Annotated in this window: 10 protein-coding genes; 1 reads left to right on the plus strand and 9 read right to left on the minus strand. The window is 62.7% G+C overall.

What is annotated here, in order from left to right; translation table 11 throughout:
• The first annotated feature begins 15 nt into the window (after positions 1-15).
• Entirely contained in the window at positions 16-1092 is a 1077-nt protein-coding gene (locus A3CW_RS50545; RefSeq protein ID WP_035512145.1) for a glycosyltransferase, read from the plus strand.
• 124 nt (positions 1093-1216) lie between these two features.
• On the opposite strand, the gene A3CW_RS0102185 is transcribed toward A3CW_RS50545, so the two are convergent.
• From A3CW_RS0102185 to A3CW_RS0102225, 9 genes are all read right to left on the minus strand, one after another.
• Complete coding sequence (locus A3CW_RS0102185; RefSeq protein ID WP_028202104.1) at positions 1217-2131, minus strand: transcriptional regulator; 915 nt, start codon at positions 2129-2131, stop codon at positions 1217-1219.
• A gap of 121 nt (positions 2132-2252) precedes the next feature.
• A complete protein-coding gene (locus A3CW_RS0102190) occupies positions 2253-4019 on the minus strand; it encodes a hypothetical protein (protein ID WP_028202105.1) in 1767 nt (588 codons plus the stop codon).
• Positions 4020-4444: 425 nt separating this feature from the next.
• Positions 4445-4903 (minus strand): GtrA family protein, encoded by a 459-nt coding sequence (locus A3CW_RS44910; RefSeq protein WP_051481138.1) that lies wholly within the window; start codon positions 4901-4903, stop codon positions 4445-4447.
• Complete coding sequence (locus tag A3CW_RS0102200; protein WP_028202106.1) at positions 4896-5978, minus strand: glycosyltransferase family 2 protein; 1083 nt, start codon at positions 5976-5978, stop codon at positions 4896-4898. Before A3CW_RS0102200 ends, A3CW_RS44910 begins: the two co-directional genes overlap by 8 nt.
• 59 nt (positions 5979-6037) lie before the next feature.
• Positions 6038-7024: a cupin-like domain-containing protein gene (locus A3CW_RS0102205; RefSeq protein ID WP_028202107.1), complete on the minus strand. Its 987-nt coding sequence runs from the start codon at positions 7022-7024 to the stop codon at positions 6038-6040.
• A 114-nt stretch (positions 7025-7138) separates the two neighbouring features.
• Complete coding sequence (locus tag A3CW_RS0102210; protein ID WP_028202108.1) at positions 7139-8284, minus strand: SGNH/GDSL hydrolase family protein; 1146 nt, start codon at positions 8282-8284, stop codon at positions 7139-7141.
• A gap of 31 nt (positions 8285-8315) precedes the next feature.
• A complete protein-coding gene (locus tag A3CW_RS44915; protein WP_051481140.1) occupies positions 8316-10619 on the minus strand; it encodes a condensation domain-containing protein in 2304 nt (767 codons plus the stop codon).
• Positions 10620-10622: 3 nt separating this feature from the next.
• Positions 10623-20555 (minus strand): hybrid non-ribosomal peptide synthetase/type I polyketide synthase, encoded by a 9933-nt coding sequence (locus A3CW_RS44920; RefSeq protein WP_028202109.1) that lies wholly within the window; start codon positions 20553-20555, stop codon positions 10623-10625.
• Positions 20556-20977: 422 nt separating this feature from the next.
• The gene (locus A3CW_RS0102225) at positions 20978-21658 is read right to left on the minus strand and encodes a 4'-phosphopantetheinyl transferase family protein (protein WP_245623514.1); all 681 of its coding nucleotides are present in this window, start codon (positions 21656-21658) and stop codon (positions 20978-20980) included.
• Positions 21659-21683 lie beyond the last annotated feature (25 nt).

Below are 21683 nucleotides of genomic sequence, written 5' to 3' on the forward strand. Positions count from 1 at the left end.
TATTGGGGGCACGTAATGTCTATTGATGTCGACTTCTCATTGGCGCTCAATGATCGAACCGGCAAGCTCTTTTTGGGGAAGGACATCATTTCAACGCTCGGCGCCAGGGTGACGAGGGTCCACTATGGACGATTTCGCGAATTTCCCCATAACGATCTGATGCGCCGGATCGCAGGCCGCTTGACCCACAAGGAAACCATTGCGCGGGTCAACAGGTCGCGGCTGGTTTCTCTTTTGCCGGTAATGCGCGATCCACGCCCTACGCTGCATCTCGACCCGCTCAGCGTCGTGCGCCATCGCCTGGAAGCACGAGACATCGTGCTCTGCCACGATGTTGGTCCGATCACACATCCTCAGTATTTCGCGCCGGGTGTCAATGAATTGTATGTTCGGGCTTATGACGAGATCCGGCGGATGAAGCCCCATATGGTTTTCGTCAGCAAGACGTCGCAGCGGGAATTTCACGCGCTGTTCGGCAATGACTTTGCCTCGTCGAATGTCATCTATATTCCAACCCGTTTGGGAGTCAAGAAAGGAGAGGGGCGTCCGGTGGAAGGCGTTTCGCGCCGTTTTCTGCTGACGGTGGGGAATATCGGCGACCGCAAGAACCAGGCCCGTTGTATCGAGGCGTTCTCGGCGAGCGGGCTTGTGGAGAAAGGATGGCAGTATGTTGTTGTCGGAGGGCGCGAGTCTGGTGCCGACGCCGCTATTGAACTCGCCCGGCAATCTCCGGGTGTCGTGATGCCGGGCTATACGAAAGATGACGAGCTTCGCTGGCTTTATCGCAACGCATCCGGTTTCGTGCTGATGAGTCTGCTGGAAGGATTCGGAATGCCGGTGATCGAGGCGATAGAGCACGATTTGCCATGTCTCGTTTCCCGCGGGAGCATCCTGACGGAAGTTGGCGGCGGCGCGATGCTGTGCGCCGATCCGCTGGCTCGCGAATCCATCGCGTATGGTATGCGTTCGCTGGCCGAAATGCCGGACGAGGAGCGTGTTCGGCGAATTTCCGAGGCGCGCGCGCATCTCCAGATGTTTGCGCGCGAACCGATACTCGCCAGCTGGAGAGCGCTGGTTGAAAAGGTCGGGTGATTCGCTGACTCGAGCGGGTCACAATTGGTGATGCCAACAGAGCAGCTGGTGATCCCCATTGCTTGTGCGCACAACAACAAGGCTCGCCACGGTGGGCCGGGGCGGGCCAGGGCAACACGTAAGGCTAGTCGCTTCCTTGCAGGGCGGACTTCGCGACGCGGCGGGCGGTATTCACCGCCGAGAACACCGCGGCCTTGGCGCGATCGCGCACCGCGCTTCGTCCGGGCGGCGTAGGGTTGATTCCGAGCTTTCGGAGGTAATAGTTGGCCCGATAGACATCCGCGCGCAGCGTGTTGAGAAACTGAAAATTTACGCTCAACGTCACGGAAATATTGTCGCCGTTCTTCAACCAATGGGGGCAATTGACAGGAACGTGAACGCCGGTTCCGGGGGCCAGTCTGTACGTCTTCGCCCTGTCCTGCAACGCGGGTCTATAGTTCGGCGCGTTGTGGTCGATCGTCCAGAATCGCTCGAGTTCCTCTTCTGGAAGAACCTGCCGGTCTTCCCGATCAAAGACGTACAAATCCTTTCGTCCATGGATTTGAAGAATGAAATTGCATTCCCGATCGATGTGATACGCCGTCACACGCTTCGGTGACGTCACGAAGATGATGAGGTCTTCGCGCTTGATCTGCGATTCGATGTCGCCGCCAACCATACCCTTGATCTCCGCCATCGCATGCCTGTACAGCTCGGCGTAGGCCGGATCTTGTTGCGGGCCTCTGAAAACGAACCAGGCGCCGGAGTCCTCCAGCTGCTTTAATGCATTCAGCGGCGAGAACGCACGATTCGTATCTTTCCATTTTTGACCAGGCGCGACATCACCCATGTCGAAGTAGAGGTCATCTGGACGCGTTCTCAGGGTACGCTCCGCCAATTCCATCAATTGAGGAAGCTGAAAGAGCGGATGGGACGCCAGGTGGTGGGAAACGTCGAAGCTCTTCCGCTCGAAATTCTCCCGAAACACCGAGGAATCCGCGTCGATCCATTTGTCCGGCAATGCCGCTTCGAGAACGGAGGGAACGGCGGTAGTCTCCATGTGATCGCTCCTTTTAGTCTGACGGGGGATAAGGAATACCCGTTGGCACCTGTGAACCCAATTGCGTGGAACGTGAAAAATTCGTAAAACTCATTACCTGACAATAGTTGCGACCCTGGGTCTATTTGGCCGCATCGGCGAACTTGTAAAGCCACGCGGGCGTTCCCTTCAGGGCTACCCAGCCAGGACCGGGCTGAATATTCGGCATCGCTAGCGACACGACCGCTCGCGCTCCGGTTTGATGAAACGCCTGCATGATCTCCTCACGCTGTTGCTCCGTCAGCTTCGTCCAGAATGTTTCACTGAAATTCGGCCAGAGGACTTCGTCTTTGCGATCAAGGCGGTTACGGTCCTGAGGCTCGATACGGTACGGAAGACCGCCGAACTCGGCGACGATGCGCAAGCGCGACACATAGGCCCAACTGACCCTGACCGTTGGATAGCTATCCCGGATCACGGCGACCGGGTCCCCGGGCTGCAACCCGGAGGCAGTGAGAGCGTCAGCAATCCGCCATTTCGGGTCGTCATGAAAGTCCGCTCGAGTAGCCCCCGCGACGAAGGAAGGCCCATCGGTCATCGCAAGCTCACCGAGGGCTCCTGCGCCATAGATGATGACGAGCGCTGTGGCGAGCAGGCGGCGCGATTGCAACGTTGCGTCGAGTAATGGCGCCCATGACAGAAGCGCAATGACCATAACGAACGCACTGAGATAGCGATCTTCAACGTGAACAATAAAATAGGTGGCAAAGCCTCCGACGGTTGGCAACAGCAATGGCCAAACGCGGATCATTGTCTTGAAGAGCGATGTTCGCCATGACCGCCTCGCAACGATAAACAAGAAAGCCGCGGCGACCGCAAGCACGGTTGGGTGTTGCTTGAGTATCTGCTGCAGGCTCCACAGCGAGCGGCCCATTGCGATCAATTGCATCTTCAGACTGAAGAATGACTTAAAGCCCTTGTACCAATATGCGACGTCGTTATAGGGAGGGTAAGTCGTGCGGAAAGGTGTTCCAAAGCCGAAAACCGGCAAGCCCGCTACAAGTTGACTGGTCGGATGAATTGGCCGGCCGAACTGCGCCGGTCCGCCTTGCCAATTGGTGAGGTGAGGCAACTCGTTGACGTGCCAGGGGACATTCAAGGCACCGGAGGCGCCAAGCGTAAATTCCCCATAGGACCAGGAAATCCCGGCGATGTAGACGGCAAAGAAAACACCGAACGTTCCCACTACCGCACCGAGCGATTTCCACAAACCGCCCCTCACGCAGCAATAGATGAAAAGCGTCAACATGAACAGGCAGGCAAATGGAGTGAACACCCCTTTTACCCAAACGCCGAGACCTAGGACCAGACCAAGCAAAGTCGCAGTCAGCAGGTCCCGACGGCGAATCAGGGAGAGAAGCAGGCCGGAAGCCAGGAGGAAGCCCGTGGTCACAAGCAAGTCTGGACATGCGGCTGAAACGGAGTCAAGCGCGAGACACGCGCCAAGAAAAATGCAAACCCCAATCCAGATCGTAAACGGGTGCTTGCTCAGCGAAAGCGAACCAGGCCAATACAGCGCGAGCGCACTCCGGATCAGTCCGCGCCAGGCTGCATAAGCCACCAGATAGATTACCCAGTTGATTGCCGTTATGGCATACCACTCGCCGTCCGGCGTGGGGGCGGCCAGCGCTCGGGCACCGGCCACCAATGCGGGATATCCAGGATTCCAGAAGGGGTTGAAAATTTCGCGCCAGTCGAGGTGCGTGACGGCCCAGCTGACATTGAGATAGGAGATCCAGTCGCCGTAATATTGCGTCCGACCGTAGAGGCCCTCGACGATACCGAGTATGCCGACGACGATCCAGGACAGGATCAAATGCACATTCCCCCGTGACCACTTTATTGTCATGTAGCACCTCCACGCTTGCAGCCAGAAGATCAATAGATAAGGGAGTTAACTGCCCAGTGGTCCAATCAGCAAAATGAGCTGTTAACGCCCAATATCAGTCGAGGGTTGAGCGTAGGCCGATGCCTGCTTTGACGGCACGCAAGTGCCGCCAAGGTCTGGAGCGATCCAGCGCCATGTGGCGAACCCTCGGAATCGACGGCGTGTTTCTGCGCGCCGCGTTCATCGCTCGATGTCGTCCCGGCCGTCATATGACAGCAGGGCGTCTCGCTTACGTTTGTGTAGGCAAGTCACGCGATGAATTTAGCCGGTGGAGTTGGAACTCTCTGTGCGTTGGGCAACGCGGCTTTCGATCGAGCGAGGCGGATTCATCGGCGTATGCGTGCGCGCAGACACGATTCCCTGGTTTGCCGAAAGGGGAACCGCGTTCAGGACGACGGTGCGTCGCCTGCCGTCGGGACCTGTTCAGACGCATTGGAGGCCGCTCCGGAGAGGTGCCCCTTCTCATTGAACGTCCACGCCGAGTTGAGCAGATAGGTCAAGCCGAGAACGAGGGCAGTCGTGACCAGCTGCGCAATCAGATAGTTCAAACCAAGACCTGTGACGAAGAACTTCATGCACGCGCCGTTCATCAATACGCCGAGCAAGGCGATGATGGCGAACTTCGGTGCGGTCGACAGTGGATTGCTCTTGCTTCGGAACGTGATCTGGCGGTTGAGGCTGTAGTTGACGATCGCGCCGACGGTTGCCCCGGCCATGGAACTGACGGCCGCAGAGGCCAAGCCGGAGTGGACCATCGCAATGAGAATCGCATACTGCGCGCCGGTGCCGATTGCACCGACTCCCGCATAGACGACGAACCTTCGTACCGCACGCCGATCAGTCATCGTGGCTGCCTGCAGATTGATAGCGGCGGCGGATCAGGTAAACCGGCCGGTTCTTCGATTCGTAGTAGATGCGGCCGATGTATTCGCCAAGTACGCCTATACCGATCAACTGAACCCCGCCGAGCAGGAGCACGGCCGAGATCAAAGACGCGTAACCGGGTACGGCGATCCCTTGAATCAAGGTTCGCACAATGAGAAACGATGCATACAGAATCGCGATGCATGCCACGAAACTGCCGACGTAAGTCCACACGCGAAGCGGCAGCGTGCTGAAACTCGTGAAGCCCTCCAGCGCGAAGTTCCACAGTTTCCAGCCCGAAAACTTCGACCTTCCTGCGAGGCGAGGCTCGCGCACATACTCGACGACTGCGGTCCGGTAGCCGACCCAGGCAAACAGCCCCTTCATGAAACGCCGCGTCTCGGGGAGCTGTTTAAGGGCGTCCACGACCTCCCTCGTGATCAAACGGAAGTCACCCACGTTCTCCGGGATCTTCGTGTCGCACATTGCGTTGTGTATGCGATAAAAGATCGCCGCGGTCTGGCGCTTCAAGAAGGTATCCGTGAGCCGGCTCACGCGTTTGGCGACGACGACATCGTGGCCTTCGCGCCATTTCTCGACCAATAGCGGAATGATATTCGGCGGGTCCTGCAAATCCGCGTCGAAGGGAATCACAATGGCGCCGCGCGCTTCGTCGAGCCCTGCCGAAAGCGCGGCCTCCTTGCCGAAGTTCCGCGTCAGGTCGATGACACGGATACGGCTGTCTTCCTTCGACATCCCGATCAGCATGCGCAACGTGTCATCGCGGCTGCCGTCGTTCACACAGACGATTTCGCACTCGGTTCCGTCGATCGATTCGAGTACAGGAATGACCGTACTGAAGAACGCGGCAATCATCTCCTCCTCGTTATAGAACGGCACGACGAGCGACAACAGGCAGGGCTCACTAACCGAGGGAACCGCCGCAAGCGCAGGATTGGACCGCGCAGTCGTCTCGCGCGCGCCTGCCGGCGAGGCTGACGCTTCCCTCAAGAGAGGCTCAGGAGCCAGAAAGTGAGGGCGGCCGATATAGTCCATGATTACCTCGCGCAGATGCCGCAGTTGTCCGACTGGCGTAACGATTGAATCGCGAGCATTCAGCGTTTGACCAGACGCCGAACCGCGTTCAGCGGTGACTTCAATCGGGTCACCGGCGAGTGAACGACTTCCGCGAACGTTTTGGGATGGCGGTGTTCGAGCGTCGAAATGACCTTTCTTTTCAAGCTGTCGCGCAATGGCGAAACTCCGGGCGGCATCGGCTTCAGTCCCATCATCCGCAGAACGTAGTTAGCCTGGTAAACCCGTGCGCGTCGCTCGAGCGACTTCATGCAGTAGTTGATGCTGATACTCACTGAAATGTTGTCGTCGTTCCTGACCCAATGCGGCGCCAATGGAGGGTGATGCACCACTTCGCCCGGGTTGAGCCGGAAGATCGTGCCGCGACTCTGCAGTTGACGGCGATAGCGCGCGGCCTCGAAGTTACCGGCGTAGTAGCGCTCCACTTCCTGGTCCGGCACCAGCTCGCGATCGGTAGCCGGGAAGAGGCATACGTCCTTCGAGCCCTGCAGCTGGAAGAGGAAGTTGGTTTCGTGATCGATGTGGAAGGGCGTCGAGATCTTTGGTGACGAGACCAGCAAGGTCATCGTCACCAGGGTGATGTCGCTGCGCAGCGGGTAATCGGCCAACTCCTCGAGCTCGGCTGTAATCGAGTCAAGGACATGGGCGTAGTCCGCGTCGTAAAGGTGTGCCTGAGTCAGCTTGATCCATGAGTCGTTTTCGTGAACGCTCGCAAACGCTTCTTTCAGCCGAGTGCTATGCGGCATGTCGCTGAATCTGGATTCCAGCGAACTATTCTTGAAGTTGATCGCGCGGACGTTGCCATTCTTCTCTAGCATCCGCTGGGCGACTTCGGCGATCCTGGGAATCTCGAACAAGCCGCTTTCATGCAACAGATGGTTGAATTTGAACGGATGCAGATTGAAGTTGCTTTTGAATTCCTTGTTGCAGGCGTGCAGGATTTTTCCGTCTGAGGTGAGTTGGGGTGATGCATCGGCCAACGCGGCACCATTGCTAGTCACAGACATGGCACACCTTTGCAGGTTAGAGGGTATTGCTTGCAGGCTACTATCGCGTCTGTGGGCCAGATGTGCGTTGACGAACATCCAAACCGGTTTTGGCGTTTACCCGGGATGAGCGGTCTAGTTGACAGCTTCCTGCCTGGTCACAGAAGTCGTGTCGGCGGCTCTGAAGCTTGGCCGGAGAAAATCGACGACATCGGCGTCCGTGATCGGTTTGATATGCAGCCCGAAAGCGGCGTTAAGCGAAGTGACAAAGTACTGGGTCCAGAGCGTGTTCCAGACTACGCCGGCATGGCTGTCTGAAAGGAAGACATTGTGCGGATCGTCGCCGGAGGTATTGGTGATGGCCCAGCCAGGCGCCAGATGAACCGTCTTGTAATTTGGACGCCCTTGATCGTCGCGCTGGCCCCACATGCTTCTGAACCACGCTTCATCTTCGAGTACATAGACATGGCGATCTGCTGCGGCGAGCGCGCGCAAGCCATTGTTGAAGCGATCTATCCCGGCATCGATATTGGCTATCTCTCTGGCGGATTGCCAGCTTTCGAACTCGCCCGGCCAGTCCGCCCCGCTAGCCGCGGTCGAGAGTACGACATAGGTATCCGGGTGATATTTTCGGATCAGCGCGACGGCGTCGCCAATTGACGTGATGCAAGCGTCGATCACGGCCGCGGGGTGCGACGCAGTCGGATCGCGCGACAACTCATCAAATAGCTCGTGGCTGCTGAGATCGTTGTCACCGATCCGGATGAACACGATGCCGCCTCGCCAGGCTTGTGGTTCTGTGTCCATCAAATCGACGAGACGGATCGCCTGGCGCTGCGATTGCCCCATCAACTGGCTGCAGGTCGCGCCGCTAACCGCGAAGTTATAGCGGTAGTCCTGTTTTGGGGGCGTGCGGGCCAGCGCACCCAAAGCTTCGCTGGCAATGGCCCGATACTTCCCGGTTCCCCAAACGCCCCATTTGCCCTGGTCGATCTGGTCTCCCCGCAACTGGGCGAGCACCTCGGTCCACTGCCAGGTGGTCGCGCGCCACTGGCCTCCTCGCGCGTGCGGATCTCCCAACATCAGTGTGTCGTGGTAGGACTGGCTATTGGAGTCGCCAAGCACTGCGAGGCGCACCCTTCCAGAGGGCGGCTCCGACGCATTGGCGACGGCGACCGGCACACGGCGAAACAGGCCGGGAACGGCTAGCCTGACGAAAAGGCCGGTGACGGACAGTGCGCCGAAAAGCACGACCAGCAAAACCTTACGCGAACGGGACATAGGCCTCTTACCCTATCGTGGCGCATCGAGATCATGACCCTTCAAGGGCGTTTTCCTGTTCGTCGTGCCCGGTTTCGGCGAAGCGGTCGAGCAGTTGCCTGCCCATGACCGCCGCGCCGGCCGCGCGGAACATCTGGTTGTGCATGCCCGGAACCTCGGTGACGACCAGTTTGCCGGTGACCACTTCACCCCAACCCATGTCGTGTGCGAAGAGGCGCCCCTTGAGCACCTGACCGCTGCGGAAGATCTGGACATTGCCGTCATAGGGCTTCGGACGATACCGCACCTGCTGCTCGCGCAGATAACCGATGTTGCGGCCATACCAGAGGTTGTCGTCAATCATGTTGTTCGCACTATCGTTCTTCAACAGTCCGAACTTTACGGCGAGCTGGGTGAGACGAAGCCAGCGAACGGTCCGAAACTGCTGGAGGAACGCGATCATGGACATCTCGCCGCGTCTCGCGAGGCGGAAGTCGCGCGGGATGTCGTCCATGCGCACCTGCAGCTTGCGCAACAGGCGGTCATATCTGGGCATCGTCTCCCGATAACCCGGGCACCAGGAATCGGTGAGGATGACGAGTTCGACCGTTTCGCCCTCGCGGCGGAGCTGGTGGGCGGCCTCGAGCGCCATCGCGCCCAGCACGCAGTACCCCATGAGGATATAGGGGCCGTTTGGCTGGATCAGTCGAATGAGTCGTACGGCGTCCGCGGCGAGGTCCTCGAAAGCGCGCAGCGGGAAGTTGGGCTGAGGCGTCTTCGGCACCATCGGAACATCGACGATGGGGCGCTCGTCGCCGACCTGTTTGGCCAGCTCATAGAGGACCGCGATGTTGTTGAGCACGATGATGGGCGTTTGCGAACCCTCCTCGTTGAAGCGCACGATATTGTGCGCTTTCGCTTCCAGCTCGGCCCGGCTCATAAAACCGCTGACGCCCACCCCGCCCGCGACTTGCGCGGTGTCTTTCCCGCCCGCGGGCGCGAGCGCTCGCTGCGGCGTGATTTCGGCGGTTTCCAGCACCTCGCGCCAGTTAGCGAGATGCCAGTCGATCGTCTCGATGTCGTAGAGGTCCGTGTCACCCTCACAGGAGATGCGCCAGCCCTCCGGGCGCCGCACCATGAAGAAGTTGAGGTCGTAGAGCGCGCCCGCGTTGAAAGAGGGCGAAGTCGTCGCGGCGAACTCCTGGCGGCGGACCTCGTCGCCCATGCCGACGAAGCTTTGCTGCAGGGCGAAGTTGACCGAGCATAGCGGCGGCCGGTTCATATCCGACACCTCGCCTGCCATTTCCATCATCTCTTCGAACGGCACGTGTAGATGCTCGATGGCGTCGCTGAGCTTGGCGCCGCACAGCGCGGTGACATCGGCAAGCGTGCTGCCCTGGGTCACGTCGAGGCGCAGGATCACCGTATTGATGAGCGGGCCAACGACGCCTTCGAGTTCCTGCTGATCGCGCACCGACATCTGCGTGCCCATGGCGACTTTGGGCTGCCCAGTCGTCTTTTGCAGCGACATCGCGAGGCCCGCGGCCGCCACGCTGAAGAGTGTCACGCCTTGCGTCTTCGCTGCCGCGATCAGGCTCTCGCTCATCTCCGCCGGCAACAGGATGGAGCGAATGACGCCCTGGAAGCGCCGCTCCGGTGGCCGGAGGCGGTCGCCCTTTACGTCGAAGCGGCTGAACCCTTTGAGCTCCTGGCGCCAATGGACGCGAGCGCGATCGATTGCGCCGCTGGCCAGGAACTCGCCCTTCCACAGCGCGTAGTCGCCATGGTGCAGGTCGACGTCGGCGTAATCGGGATCGTGGCCGGCGTGCAACGCCGCGAGTCCTTCCACGAGTTCGCGCACGAGGATCGCGAAGGACCAGCCATCCATCACGAGCGAATGGAACGTCAGCTGCAATTCGCCTTGCGTGGCCGACTTCGGCAACCACACGGCGCGGAAGAACGACGGGGAGGACAACTCGAACGGCGTGCGGGCCTGCTCGCGCCCGACACGCTCGGCCTCGCCAACGGCAGCCTTGTCGTCGAATCCCGTCAGGTCGACCACCTCGAGCCGGAAGGGCGCGCGGCTCCAGACCTGCTGGCGCAGCCCCGCGCCCGTCATCAGGAAGCCGGTGCGCAAAATCTCGTGCCGCGCGACCAGTTCGCCGAGCACCTGTTCGATGCTCGCGGCAGTGAGCGGCCCCGACAGTTGCAGCCGGAAGGCGATGTTGAGCGCGGAGGCCTTCAGCGACGCCTTCTGCTCGTGCCAGTAGCGTACCTGGCAGGCGGTCGCCGGGAACAGGGCGTGGCCCGCTTCGACCTCCTGCACAGGTGCGATATTCAAGGCTATCGAGTTCATCGCTCAGGCTCCCTCGGCAATCCTGCGCTTGAAGTTGAGGATCGACGGCCGCGCCACGGCGGGCGCCTCGACCGGCTCGTCCGTCTGTGTGCCGTCAAGGCTCGCGGCCAGCTGCTCGATCGTGACGTTCTTCATGAGCTGACGCGCATCCACGCCCAGGCCGCGTTCGTTCATCCGCGCGACGATGCGGAAGAGCTGCAGGCTATCCGCGCCGAGGCTGAAGAACTTCTGGTCGATACCAACCTGCTGGAGGCCGAGCACCTCGCCCCAGATTGCGGCGATGGTGGACTGCGTCGGCGTCATGGCCACGGGTTCGGCCACGGCGATGATCTCCGCCGGTTGGCTCGCCTGCGGCTCGATGGCCGCCGATTCGACCGGCACCGGCGCTTGCGGCACGACCTTGAGCGCAGCATGCGGCTGGCGCACCGGCACGGCCACCATGTCCGCCGTCGGTACGGGCAGCGCCTTGCGGTCGAGCTTGGCGTTGCTGGTCTGCGGCAGGGCTTCGAGCGTCATCCACAGCGTCGGCACCATGTAGGACGGCAGTTGTCCGGCGACGTGCGCCGCGACCGCGCTTTGGTCGGGCTTGCCGGAGCCGGCGCCGACTACGTAGCCCACGAGCCGCGGGCTGTCGCCCACGGTATGCAGGGCGACGGCGGCTGCGCCAACGCCGGGCGCCTTGCGCAGGGTGGCCTCGATGTCCTCGATCTCGATGCGGAAGCCGCGCAGCTTGATCTGCTGATCGCGACGGCCCAGGTGCTGGAGCGAGCCGTCGGCGAGCCGCTTCGCAAGATCGCCGGTACGGTAGAGCCGGCGCGGTGCGGCGCCTTCGATGGCAACCGACCTGAAGGCGGCATCGGTCAGGTCAGGGCGGTTGAAATAGCCCTTCGCGAGGCCTTCACCGCCAATCCACAGTTCGCCACTCACGCCTTCCGGCGCCAGATGCAGGTCGTCGGTCAGTACGTGCAGGTCGGTATTGGCGAGGGGCGCGCCGATCACCACCGGCGCGTTCTCAACGACACGCGAGGCGGAGGACCAGATCGTCGTCTCGGTCGGGCCGTAGAGGTTCCACACCTCCGCGCCGGTCGCGAGCAGGTCGTCGGCGAGATCGCGCGGCAACGGCTCACCGCCGCACAGGATCTTGAAGCCCTTCGGCGCCTTGAAGCCGGCCTCGAGCAGCATGCGCCACAGCGAAGGCGTCGCCTGAAGAACGGTGGCGGCCTCTTCCTTCAGGCGGGTCACAAGCTCGAAACCGGTGCGCACTTCCGCGTGGCCGGCGATGAAGGTCCGCCCGCCGGCGATGAGCGGCAGGAACAGCTCGAGACCCGAGATATCGAAGGAGAACGTCGTCACCGCGACGATGCTGTCCCTGACCGTAAAGCCCGGCGCGTGCGCCATCGAGAGCAGGAAGTTGCTCAGCGCGCGATGGCCGATCTCCACGCCCTTGGGCTGACCCGTCGAGCCCGACGTGAAGATCACATAGGCCGAATCCGCGTCGGTTACGGCGGGCAGCGCCACAGTTTCGTCGTCGTCCTGCGCGAGGAGCGCCTCCACGTCCAGCACGCGATGGGCGCCCGGTTCCAGTACCGTGAGGCTTGCCTCATCGCTGAGGACGGCGGCGATGCCGGCGCCATCGAGAATCTGGCGCAGTCGGGCAGGCGGCATCGTCATGTCGAGCGGCACGTAGGCGCAGCCCGCGCGCCACACGCCGATCATGGCGGCCACGATCATGGCGCTGCGTTCCATCGCGAGGGCGACGCGTCCGCCCGACGCGATCCCAGCCGCCATCAGCCGGCGGGCGATCTGGCTGGCGCGTGCGTCGAGTTCGCCATAGGTCAGGCTCGTCGAGTCGTCAGATACGGCTGTCGTATCCGGGGCTTGCCAGGTCTGCGCGGCGATCAGCGCCGGGGTCGTCTGCGAGAGATCGAAGTCACGCTGGGAGGCGTTCAGCTCGTCACGAAGGTGATGGATCGCCACTTCATCGAGCAGTGGCAGTGCCGCGACCGGCGTTTCGGCGTCGCGCGCGATCGCCGTCAGCAAGGTTTCGTAGTAGCCGAGCCAGCGCTGGATCGTCGTTTCGTCATAGACGTCGGTGTTGAAGTCGCAATCGAGACGCAGACCCTGTGCCGATTCGATCACGTTCAGGAACAGATCGAAGTTGCTGTAGGCCTTTGCATTCGGCGCGAAGTGCGTGGTGACGCCTGCCATGTCGAGTTCGCCGTCGACCTTTTCCAGGTTGAACTGCAGGTCCGTCAGCGGCAGCCGGTTGAGATCGCGCTTGATGCCGAGATCGCGGACCAGTGCGCCGTAGGTGTAGTTCTGCCGGTCGCCTGCGTCGTACAGGTGATCGCGCACCGCTTTCATGTGCGTGGCGAAAGGCTTCTCGCGGTCGAACTTCACGCGCAACGGCAGGAAGTTGACGCAGTGCCCGACCAGCAGCGCTTCACCCGCTTGCGACTGGCCAGCCATCGGTGCGGCGATCACGACATCATCATTGCCGGACAGACGGCCGAACAGCACCTGAGCCGCGCCGAACAGCGTGGCGAACAGCGAGCAGCCCTGTTTCGAGGAAGCCGTCTTGACCTGCTTGAGAAGGTCGGCGCCCAGATGGCGGGTCGTCGAAGCGCCGTTGAAGCTCTTGCGCTCAGGGCGCGGGCGATCGCCGGGCAAGTCGGGTTGCGGCGCCGGGTCGCGATGGACGTTCATCCAGAACTTGCGCGTGTCTTTCTCGACGCCGATTTCGTCCTGTGCCTTGGCGAAGGCGAGGAAGCTCTGCACTTCGTCGAGTTCGGGCTGCGTACCCCAGACTTCTGCCGCGTAGAGCGCAGACAGATCGCGCAGGATGATGTTGATCGACCATCCGTCACAGACGATGTGATGCGCCGTGAACACGAACGCCCACTTTTGCGCTTCCAGGCGAACCAGTGCGGCGCGCGCGAGCGGTGCACTGGTCAGGTCGAAGACCTCGCGGGCTTCCGCGTCGATGATGGCCTTCAGTTCGCCCGTCGGATCGGCGTGAGCGGAAAGGTCGATCGGGACCAGCGGAACGGTCGTCGTCGGTTCCGCGAACATCGTGTCGCCCACGCGTGAGAAGTGCACGCGCAGCGCATCGTGACGGGCGACAGTCGCGGCGAAGGCGCGTTCGAAAGCGGCCTCGTTCAGCTTGCCATTGAGTTCGAGCGTAAACGACTCATTGAACGCGAGCGAGGCCTCGTGGCCCTGCTGGGCCGACATCCAGATTTCCTTCTGCGGCTCGGTGAGGGCGGATTGCGTGAGTTGCGGTTCGGCCTGCGCATGCGAAACGGCGTCCTGCGTGCCGCCGAGAATGCCAACGCGCTGGAGCGCGTCGATGCTCGCGATGAAGGCGTCGCCGATCTTGCGGATGTCCTCGTCCGAATGGCTCGTCGTCAGGAAGCAAGGGAAGCCTTCCATGATATGAACGCCGAGGTAGCGCATATACGGATAGAAGAGGCTGCCGAGGCGATCTTCGCCCGCGAGATTCACATAGAACCAGCTCGAGAAGGACTCCGCGCGTGCGGCGATGCCGACCTTCTCCAGATGCGCGTTGACACGCTGCACGAGGCCGGCCATGCGCGCACCGAGCCCTTCCTGCAGCGCCGGGCCAGCTTCCTTGAGGTGCAGAAGGACGGCTTTCATTGCGGCCAGCACCACGGGATGGCGCACGAACGTGCCCGCGAAGAACGTCGGCGGAACTTCGGGTACCGAAGCATCGCCGAATTGCCACTGACCGCCGTCGAGCGCATCCATGTACTGCGTGGTGCCCGCAAGCACGCCAATGGGCAGGCCGCCGCCGACGACCTTGCCGTAGGTCGCCATGTCGCCCTGGATGCCCCACAGGCCTTGCATGCCGGCCGGATGGACGCGAAAGCCCGTCACGACCTCGTCGAAAATCAGCGCCGACTCATTGGCCGCCGTGACGTCGCGCAACTGCTGCACGAACTCCTTCGGACGCAAGTTCGGATGGCGCGACTGCACCGGCTCGATCAGCACCGCTGCGATGTCGTCGATGTTGGCCTTGATCCACTCGAGGCTTTCAGGACGGGCATACGGCAGCACGACCATGTTGCCCACGGAGGTCTGCGGAATTCCGGGGGCGAGCGGGAACGCGCGCGGCACGCCCGCTTCGCTGCCCGGCTTCACGAGCACTTCGTCGAACTGGCCGTGATAGTCGCCGTCGAAGCAGACCACCTTGTCCTTGCCGGTCACCGTGCGCGCGAGGCGCATCGCCGCCATCACGGCTTCCGAGCCGGTATTGCAGAACGTGACGCGCTGGTGGCCCGTCATCTCGGAGAACATCTGGGCGACTTCGCCCGCGAGCGGCGACTGCGGTCCAATCGCGAAGCCTTCCGCCAATTGCGCGTTGACCGCCTCGACCACGAAATCGGGCGTGTGGCCGAACGCGGTCTGGCCGTAGCCGTTGACCACGTCGATGTACTCATTGCCGTCCACGTCCCAGATCTTCGAGCCCTTCGAGCGCTGGGCGACGATCGGATAGACGAGCTCCTTCCATTCCTCGCGGAAGCCGCTGGCGGTGCGCGGATCGGCAAGCACCGCCCGGTAGGATTGCGTACGAGTCTTCGAGATGGCGGTTTTCGCCGAGTAGCGCGCGGCGAGGTCGGTGATGAACGACTTCTGGGCGTCGGTCATCTGGGCCGAGTGCGCGGCGCCCGGCTTGTACGCGGTGAAGCGCGACGGGCGGTTCTCCTCGAACTTGATCTCGGGGCCGGCGGAGCGCGCGGGCGCGGCGGCAGCTGCGTGGGCTGCGACGGCTACAGGTGCCGGCGCAGCGACAGCAGGCGCAGGGATCTGGATCGCCGCGGCGGGCTGCTGCACGGCCAGCGGCGCGCCTTGCAGCACCTCGAGCTGACGCGCCATCACCGACTGCATCGCGGCGAGCTGGTCGCGGATCACCGACTGGAGGTCGCCCGTGGCCGGCGCTACGGCCGCTTGCACTGCCACAGGCGCGCCGGCCTGCACCGCCGCAACGGCGACAGGCGCGGCCGCGGCTTGAACAGCGACCGGTGCAGCGGCGGGTGCTGCAACCGGTGCAGCCTCAGCAGGCACTTCCGGATCAGGCGGCATCGCGCTGTCGAGGAACTGCGCGAGGGCGGGCAGCGTCGGATAGTCGCTCATGATCTGCCGGAAGCTGATCGTGACGTCGTAGCGGCGGCGCAGCTGCCGGGACACTTGTCCCATGAACAGCGAGTCGTAACCGAGATCCCAGAAGGTCACGTCCGGATTGGACGTATCCGGTGCTTCGCCGGACATTTCGGCGAGCAGTGACGCCAGTTCGGCAATGAGACGCGGTTTGCGGTCGATTTGGACGGTTTGGGTCATGGCGGTCTGAGGAATATCGTTTAGGGCTTCGGACGAGGCTTGCGCGGCAATCGCTGGGGCAACGGTCGTTGGCTGACTTGACGAGGCGGTTGCCGGGGCGTCAATCCAGTGCCGTTCCGGCTCGAAGGGATAGGTCGGTAGCGAAACGCGGCGGCCAGTTTCGGCTCGGCGCGTTTTCCAGTTCGGCTTGACGCCGTTCAGCCACAGGCGCCCGGTTGCCTCGGCGAGAACGGCAAGCTCGCGCTCGCGCGTCGCAAAATCGGGCAGGGAGGCAATCGCGCCTTGATGCCGGTCCTTGGGCAAGCCTTGCAGGACAAAGGTCGAGAGCGTGCGGCCGGGGCCGATTTCGAGCAGGAGAGGTTTGCCTTCTGCGGTGACCGTGGCCAGCGCGTCGCTAAAGCGCACGACATTGCGGCAATGGCTGGCCCAGTACGCTCCCGACACCGGCTGATCCATCGCCGCCCACTGCCCGGTCACGGAGGACACGTACGGAATCTTCGGTCTCGCGAAAGACAGGCTGTTCGCGACCTTGGCAAGATCGTCGACGACCCCAGCCATCATGCGCGAGTGGAATGCATGCGACGTGTGCAGACGTCGATGCTCGATATCGCGCGCCTTGAGCGTGGCCTCGAATGCCTCGATGGCCGCGAAGGGGCCTGCCACGACGCTGAGCGTCGGCGCATTGATCGCGGCGAGATCGACGTCGGCGGGCAGCATGGGGCTGAGTTCGGCCTCCGACAGGCGCACGACCAGCATCGCGCCCGGTTCGGCCGACTGCATGAGCGCACCGCGTTGCGCGATCAGGCGCAGCGCATCCTCGAAGGCGATCGCCTCCGCCACGCAGGCCGCGACCAGTTCACCGACGCTATGGCCAATCATGGCTGCCGGCTTGATGCCACGCGAAATCCACAACTGCGCCAGGGCATATTCAACGAGGAAGAGCGCAGGCTGAGCGTAGATCGTCGAGCGGATGGGGTGCGGAGTGTCGTCGCCTTCCGGGGCTTCGCTCAACAGCAGCGTGCGGATGTCCAGCCCGAGATGCGGAGCCAGCGCCTCTGCGCCCTTGTCGATCCACTCGCGATAGACCGGCTCGGTGCGATAGAGCGCGGCTCCCATGCGCGGATACTGGGCGCCCTGGCCGGGGAACATGAAGACGACCGCCGGTGCTGCCTGTGGCGCTTGTGCTTCGATCGCGCCTTTCTGGAGCTTGACCTGGGCCTGCTCCACGCTCTCGGCGACGACAACGGCGCGGTGCGCGAAATCGCGGCGTCCCGTTTGCAGCGTCGCAGCCACATCGGCTAGCGCGATCTCCGGATGGCTGGCGAGATGGGTGGAGAGATTCGCCTTCGCGCGTTCGAGCGCCGCCGTGCTGCGGGCTGACAGCGGCAGGATCTGGAGTCCTTCGCTTTGTTCGCCCGAGGCGGTACGGCAAGGTGCCTCCTCCAGCACCACATGGACGTTCGTCCCGCCGACGCCGAGGGAACTCACACCGGCGCGACGCGGCGTGGCGCCATCAGCCCAGGGACGTACGGCCGTGTTGAAGAAAAACGGACTGCTGGTCAGGTCGATGCCAGGATTGGGCGAACGGAAATGCGTGAGCGGCGGCAAGGTGCGGTGGCGCAATGCGAGCGACGCGGCGATGAAACCCGTCACACCTGCGGCGGCGTCGAGGTGCCCCACATTGGCCTTCGCCGAGCCGAGCGCGCAGAACTGGCCGCCCTCGGCGCCGCCCAGGCGAAACGCCTGCACGAGGCCCGCGAATTCAATCGGATCGCCAAGCGGCGTAGCCGTGCCATGGGCCTCGACATAGCCAATCGACGCCGGATCGATGCCAGCCTCGGCGTGCGCGATGGCAATGGCGCGGGCCTGGGCGTCGACGCTCGGGGCGGTGAAGCCGACCTTGTCGGAGCCGTCGTTGTTGATGCCCACACCGCGGATCACGGCATAGATCGGGTCTTCGTCGGCGATGGCGTCTTCAAGACGTTTGAGCAAGACGACGCCGGCACCGCTGCCAAACACCGTGCCCTTGGCATCGGCATCGAACGGACGGCACACGCCGTCGGGCGCGCCCATGCCGCCTTCTTCGTAGAAGTAGCCGCGCTTCTGGGGGAAGGTGATCGAGACGCCGCCAGCCAGCGCCATATCGCAACGTCCCGCCCGAAGGTTCTCGACGGCGAGGCTGATCGCGGTGAGCGAGGTGGAGCATGCCGTCTGCACGGAAATGGCCGGCCCCGTGAGTCCGAGCTTGTAAGCGGTGCGGGTGGCGACGAAATCGCCGGCGCCCACGAGCTTTTGATATTCGCCGATCTGGAACTGGCTCGTAAACTCGTCGATGACCGCGCGATCGGACAGGATGTGCTTGAGGAAGTAGGTGTTCATCGACGTGCCGGCGAACACCCCGACGGCGCCGGCGATCGTTGCCGGGTCGTATCCGGCATCTTCGAACGCTTCCCAGGCGATCTGGAGGAACAGCCGCTGCTGCGGGTCGGTGAGCGCGGACTCGCGCGCGAGCATGCCAAAAAAGCCGGCGTCGAAGTGATCGACATCCGCCAGTATCGGCCGCGCCTTGACATAACTCGCGTCGCGACGCGACTTGTCGTCGAAACTGTCTTCGAGTTCCGCCAGGTCGAAATGCGTGATGCAGTCGCGCCCCGCGAGGATGTTGGCCCAGAATTCCGGGACATTGCGGGCGCCGGGAAACCTTCCCGACATGCCGACGACTGCGATTGCCCCGCTATGCACGTCCCGGCGTTGTCGAATTGCCTCTTTGTTCGCTGCCGGGATGGTCGTGCGCAGATGCGAAGCCAGCGCCTCGACATTGGGATGACGAAACAGATCCACCAGCGCGACCTTCGCCGCCACGTCGCGCGCGATGATGGCGTGGGCGCGCATCAGATCGAGCGAGCGCAAGCCCAGGTCAAAGAAGTTCGCGCGGCGATCGACGGGTTTGCCGAGGAGCCCCTCGAATACGCTCGCGAGCCTGTCGGCAACACCATCGTCCACAGGCGAGGTCGCTGCTGATGCTTCGGATTGCGTATCGATTGACGCAAGCAGCGCTTTGCGGTTGATCTTGCCATTGGGCGTGAGCGGAAAGTCCGGCAGGACACGCAATTCCGACGGCATCATGTAGTCGGGCAGGGCGAACTTGAGATAAGCGCGGATTTCGTTCAGGAGAGCTGCTGCATCCGCCGCATCGGCCTTCACGAAGCCTGCAATGGCCTTGCCCATGCGGCCATCGAATGCCGCCACGGCCGCATCGGCCACGCCGGGGGCCACGCGCAGCGCATGTTCGATTTCGTCGAGTTCGATGCGTTTGCCCGCAATCTTGATCTGCCGGTCGTTGCGGCCCAGAAATTCGATCGCCCCGTCCGGGCGGCGGCGCACGAGGTCGCCGGTGCGGTAGAGCTTGCCGCCGGGAGCGAAAACGTCGTCGACGAACTTCTCGGCCGTCAGTTCTGGTCGGTTGAGATAGCCGAGCGCGACACCGTCACCGCCCGTGACCAGTTCGCCGACTTCTCCATCGGCAACGGGCGCGAGCTTGTCGTCCACGATGTAGGCGCTCGTGCCCGCGATGGCGTAGCCGATGGGAATGGCATCGAGCGACGCGCCGTCGCGCGCAATGCGGTAGCAGCAGGTGAAGGTCGTGTTCTCGGTCGGGCCGTAGCCGTTGATGATCTGCAGACCCGGGTGAGCCTCCATGACCTTGCGTACATGGACGGGGGACAGCACGTCCCCGCCCGTCAACGCCTCCTTGAGCGGAAGAAAGGCTTCCAGCCGGTAGTCGGCGAGCGCATTGAAGAGGCCAGCCGTGAACCAGGCGCTGGTAACGCCAAGTCGCGCTATCTCGGACGCGATCGTGTCGAGAGAGGGCTGGACCTCGTTGACGATGGCGGCACAGCCGCCGTTCAGGAGCGGTCCCCAGATCTCAAGCGTGCTCGCATCGAAGGCGAGCGGCGCAAGGTTGAGGAAGCGCGTGTGGGGCGAAAGCTCGGTGAAGGTCTGGCCCTGCACGAGGCGCAGAATCGCGCGCTGCGGCACGACCACGCCCTTGGGCTTGCCGGTCGAGCCGGAGGTGTACATGACGTAGGCCGCGTCGTCACGACTGCACGCGTGGAGCGGGGCGGGCTCGGCCGCTTCTGCCGCCGCCACGACATGCTCGAGATCGACCGAGACGCCGTTCAGCTCGCCAACGCTGGCGAGCGCCGCCGCTTCGGCGATGATGAGCTTGGGTGCGCAATCGGCAACGATGAAATCGAGCTGCGCCTTCGGATAGGCGCGGTCCAGCGGCACGTAGACGGCGCCAAGACGCAGGATCGCCAGCATCAGAGCCAGCGTGTCGCGGCTGCGCGAAACCATGATCGCGCAGCGCTCGCCCGGATCCAGTCCCATTTCGTGCAGGACGGTGGCGAGCCGCGCCGAACGTTCGCCGAGGGCGGCGTAGTCTTCCTCGCCCGTGGCGTCAATCACAGCAAGATGATTGCCGAACCCGGCACATATGGCATCGAAGCGCGCTGCCACGCCAGGCACGTGATCGGTCCCGCCCGGCAAAACGCCTGAAAGTCCATCTCTGTGTGACATTTGCTACTCCCCCAACAATTTTGACGAAGGTCCGGTGCTGAGCAAGGCGTGGCGATGGGCTCGCGGCACTTGCGCAGAACGGCAGCCGGTCACTGGAAGCACAAGCGGCAGGAGCCTTTGCGCACCTGGCTCGTGTCCCAAGTTTGAAATTTGCTGTAGGAGGAAGTTAATCTTCCGCGGGATGCCTATCCGTTCGCCGTCGCACACACGATGTGCTGCAGCAACACATCACATTGGGACTGCGCGGGCATATCTGCGCGCAGGGCGCGGCTCGCTTTCCGCCATGCGGGCGGGTTTGGCGGGAATCGCGGCGTGGGTCCTGTGTGCGTTGATTCGAGGCGAAGACTGGCGATTCGAGCGTGGCGTTGTGCGAGGCAGCAAACGGATCGCGACCATGACGGCGCGCCCGAGGCCTTGCCAGGTCAGTTCATGTCGACGATCGACCAGTCACTGTGGCGTGCAGCCACTGCTCCCGCGCAGGTCGGACTGCGTGACAGGGCGCGAATGCACCAATGCGAGGCTTCTGCCGCCTCGCCGCCGACGAAGCGGGGTGTGGTGTCGCCGTGAACGGAAAGATCGAACTCGAAATGCTCCGGCGGCAGGATGAAGCCCGTGCCGAGCGCTTTCAGGCAGGCCTCCTTGCGCGCCCAGGTTTCAAAGAAAACCGTTTGCCGTTCCGCTGCCGGGAGCGCATCGAATTGCTCGCGCTCGCGAGCGGAGAAGACTTCGAGCGGCATGCTCTCCTCGATCGGGCGATTATGTTCTACGTCGATGCCCACCTCGAACCCGCTCGAAATGGCGAGCGCCGCCGTATTTTCGCTGTGGCTCAGGTTGAAGCAGATCCTCCATCCAGCGGGTTGGCTCGTGCAAAACGGTTTGCCCTCCGGACCATACTCGAGTGCGACCGCCCGCGCAGGGAGCCCGGCATAGCGGCCAAGGATCTGTCTGAGTTTTCCCCTTCCGGCCACATAGCGGCAGCGATGCAACTCGAAGCGAAAGTTGCCGGCCCGCTCGTGCTCCTGTGCGGATAGCACCTCCCAGTACCGATCAACATCACTCCGGCAGGCGTCGAGATCCCATTGCCAGACAAGGACTTCCTGCATGGTTGGCGGCGTGAGCGGAGACGAG

The sequence above is a fragment of the Paraburkholderia nodosa DSM 21604 genome, assembly GCF_000519185.1.
Taxonomy (GTDB): domain Bacteria; phylum Pseudomonadota; class Gammaproteobacteria; order Burkholderiales; family Burkholderiaceae; genus Paraburkholderia; species Paraburkholderia nodosa.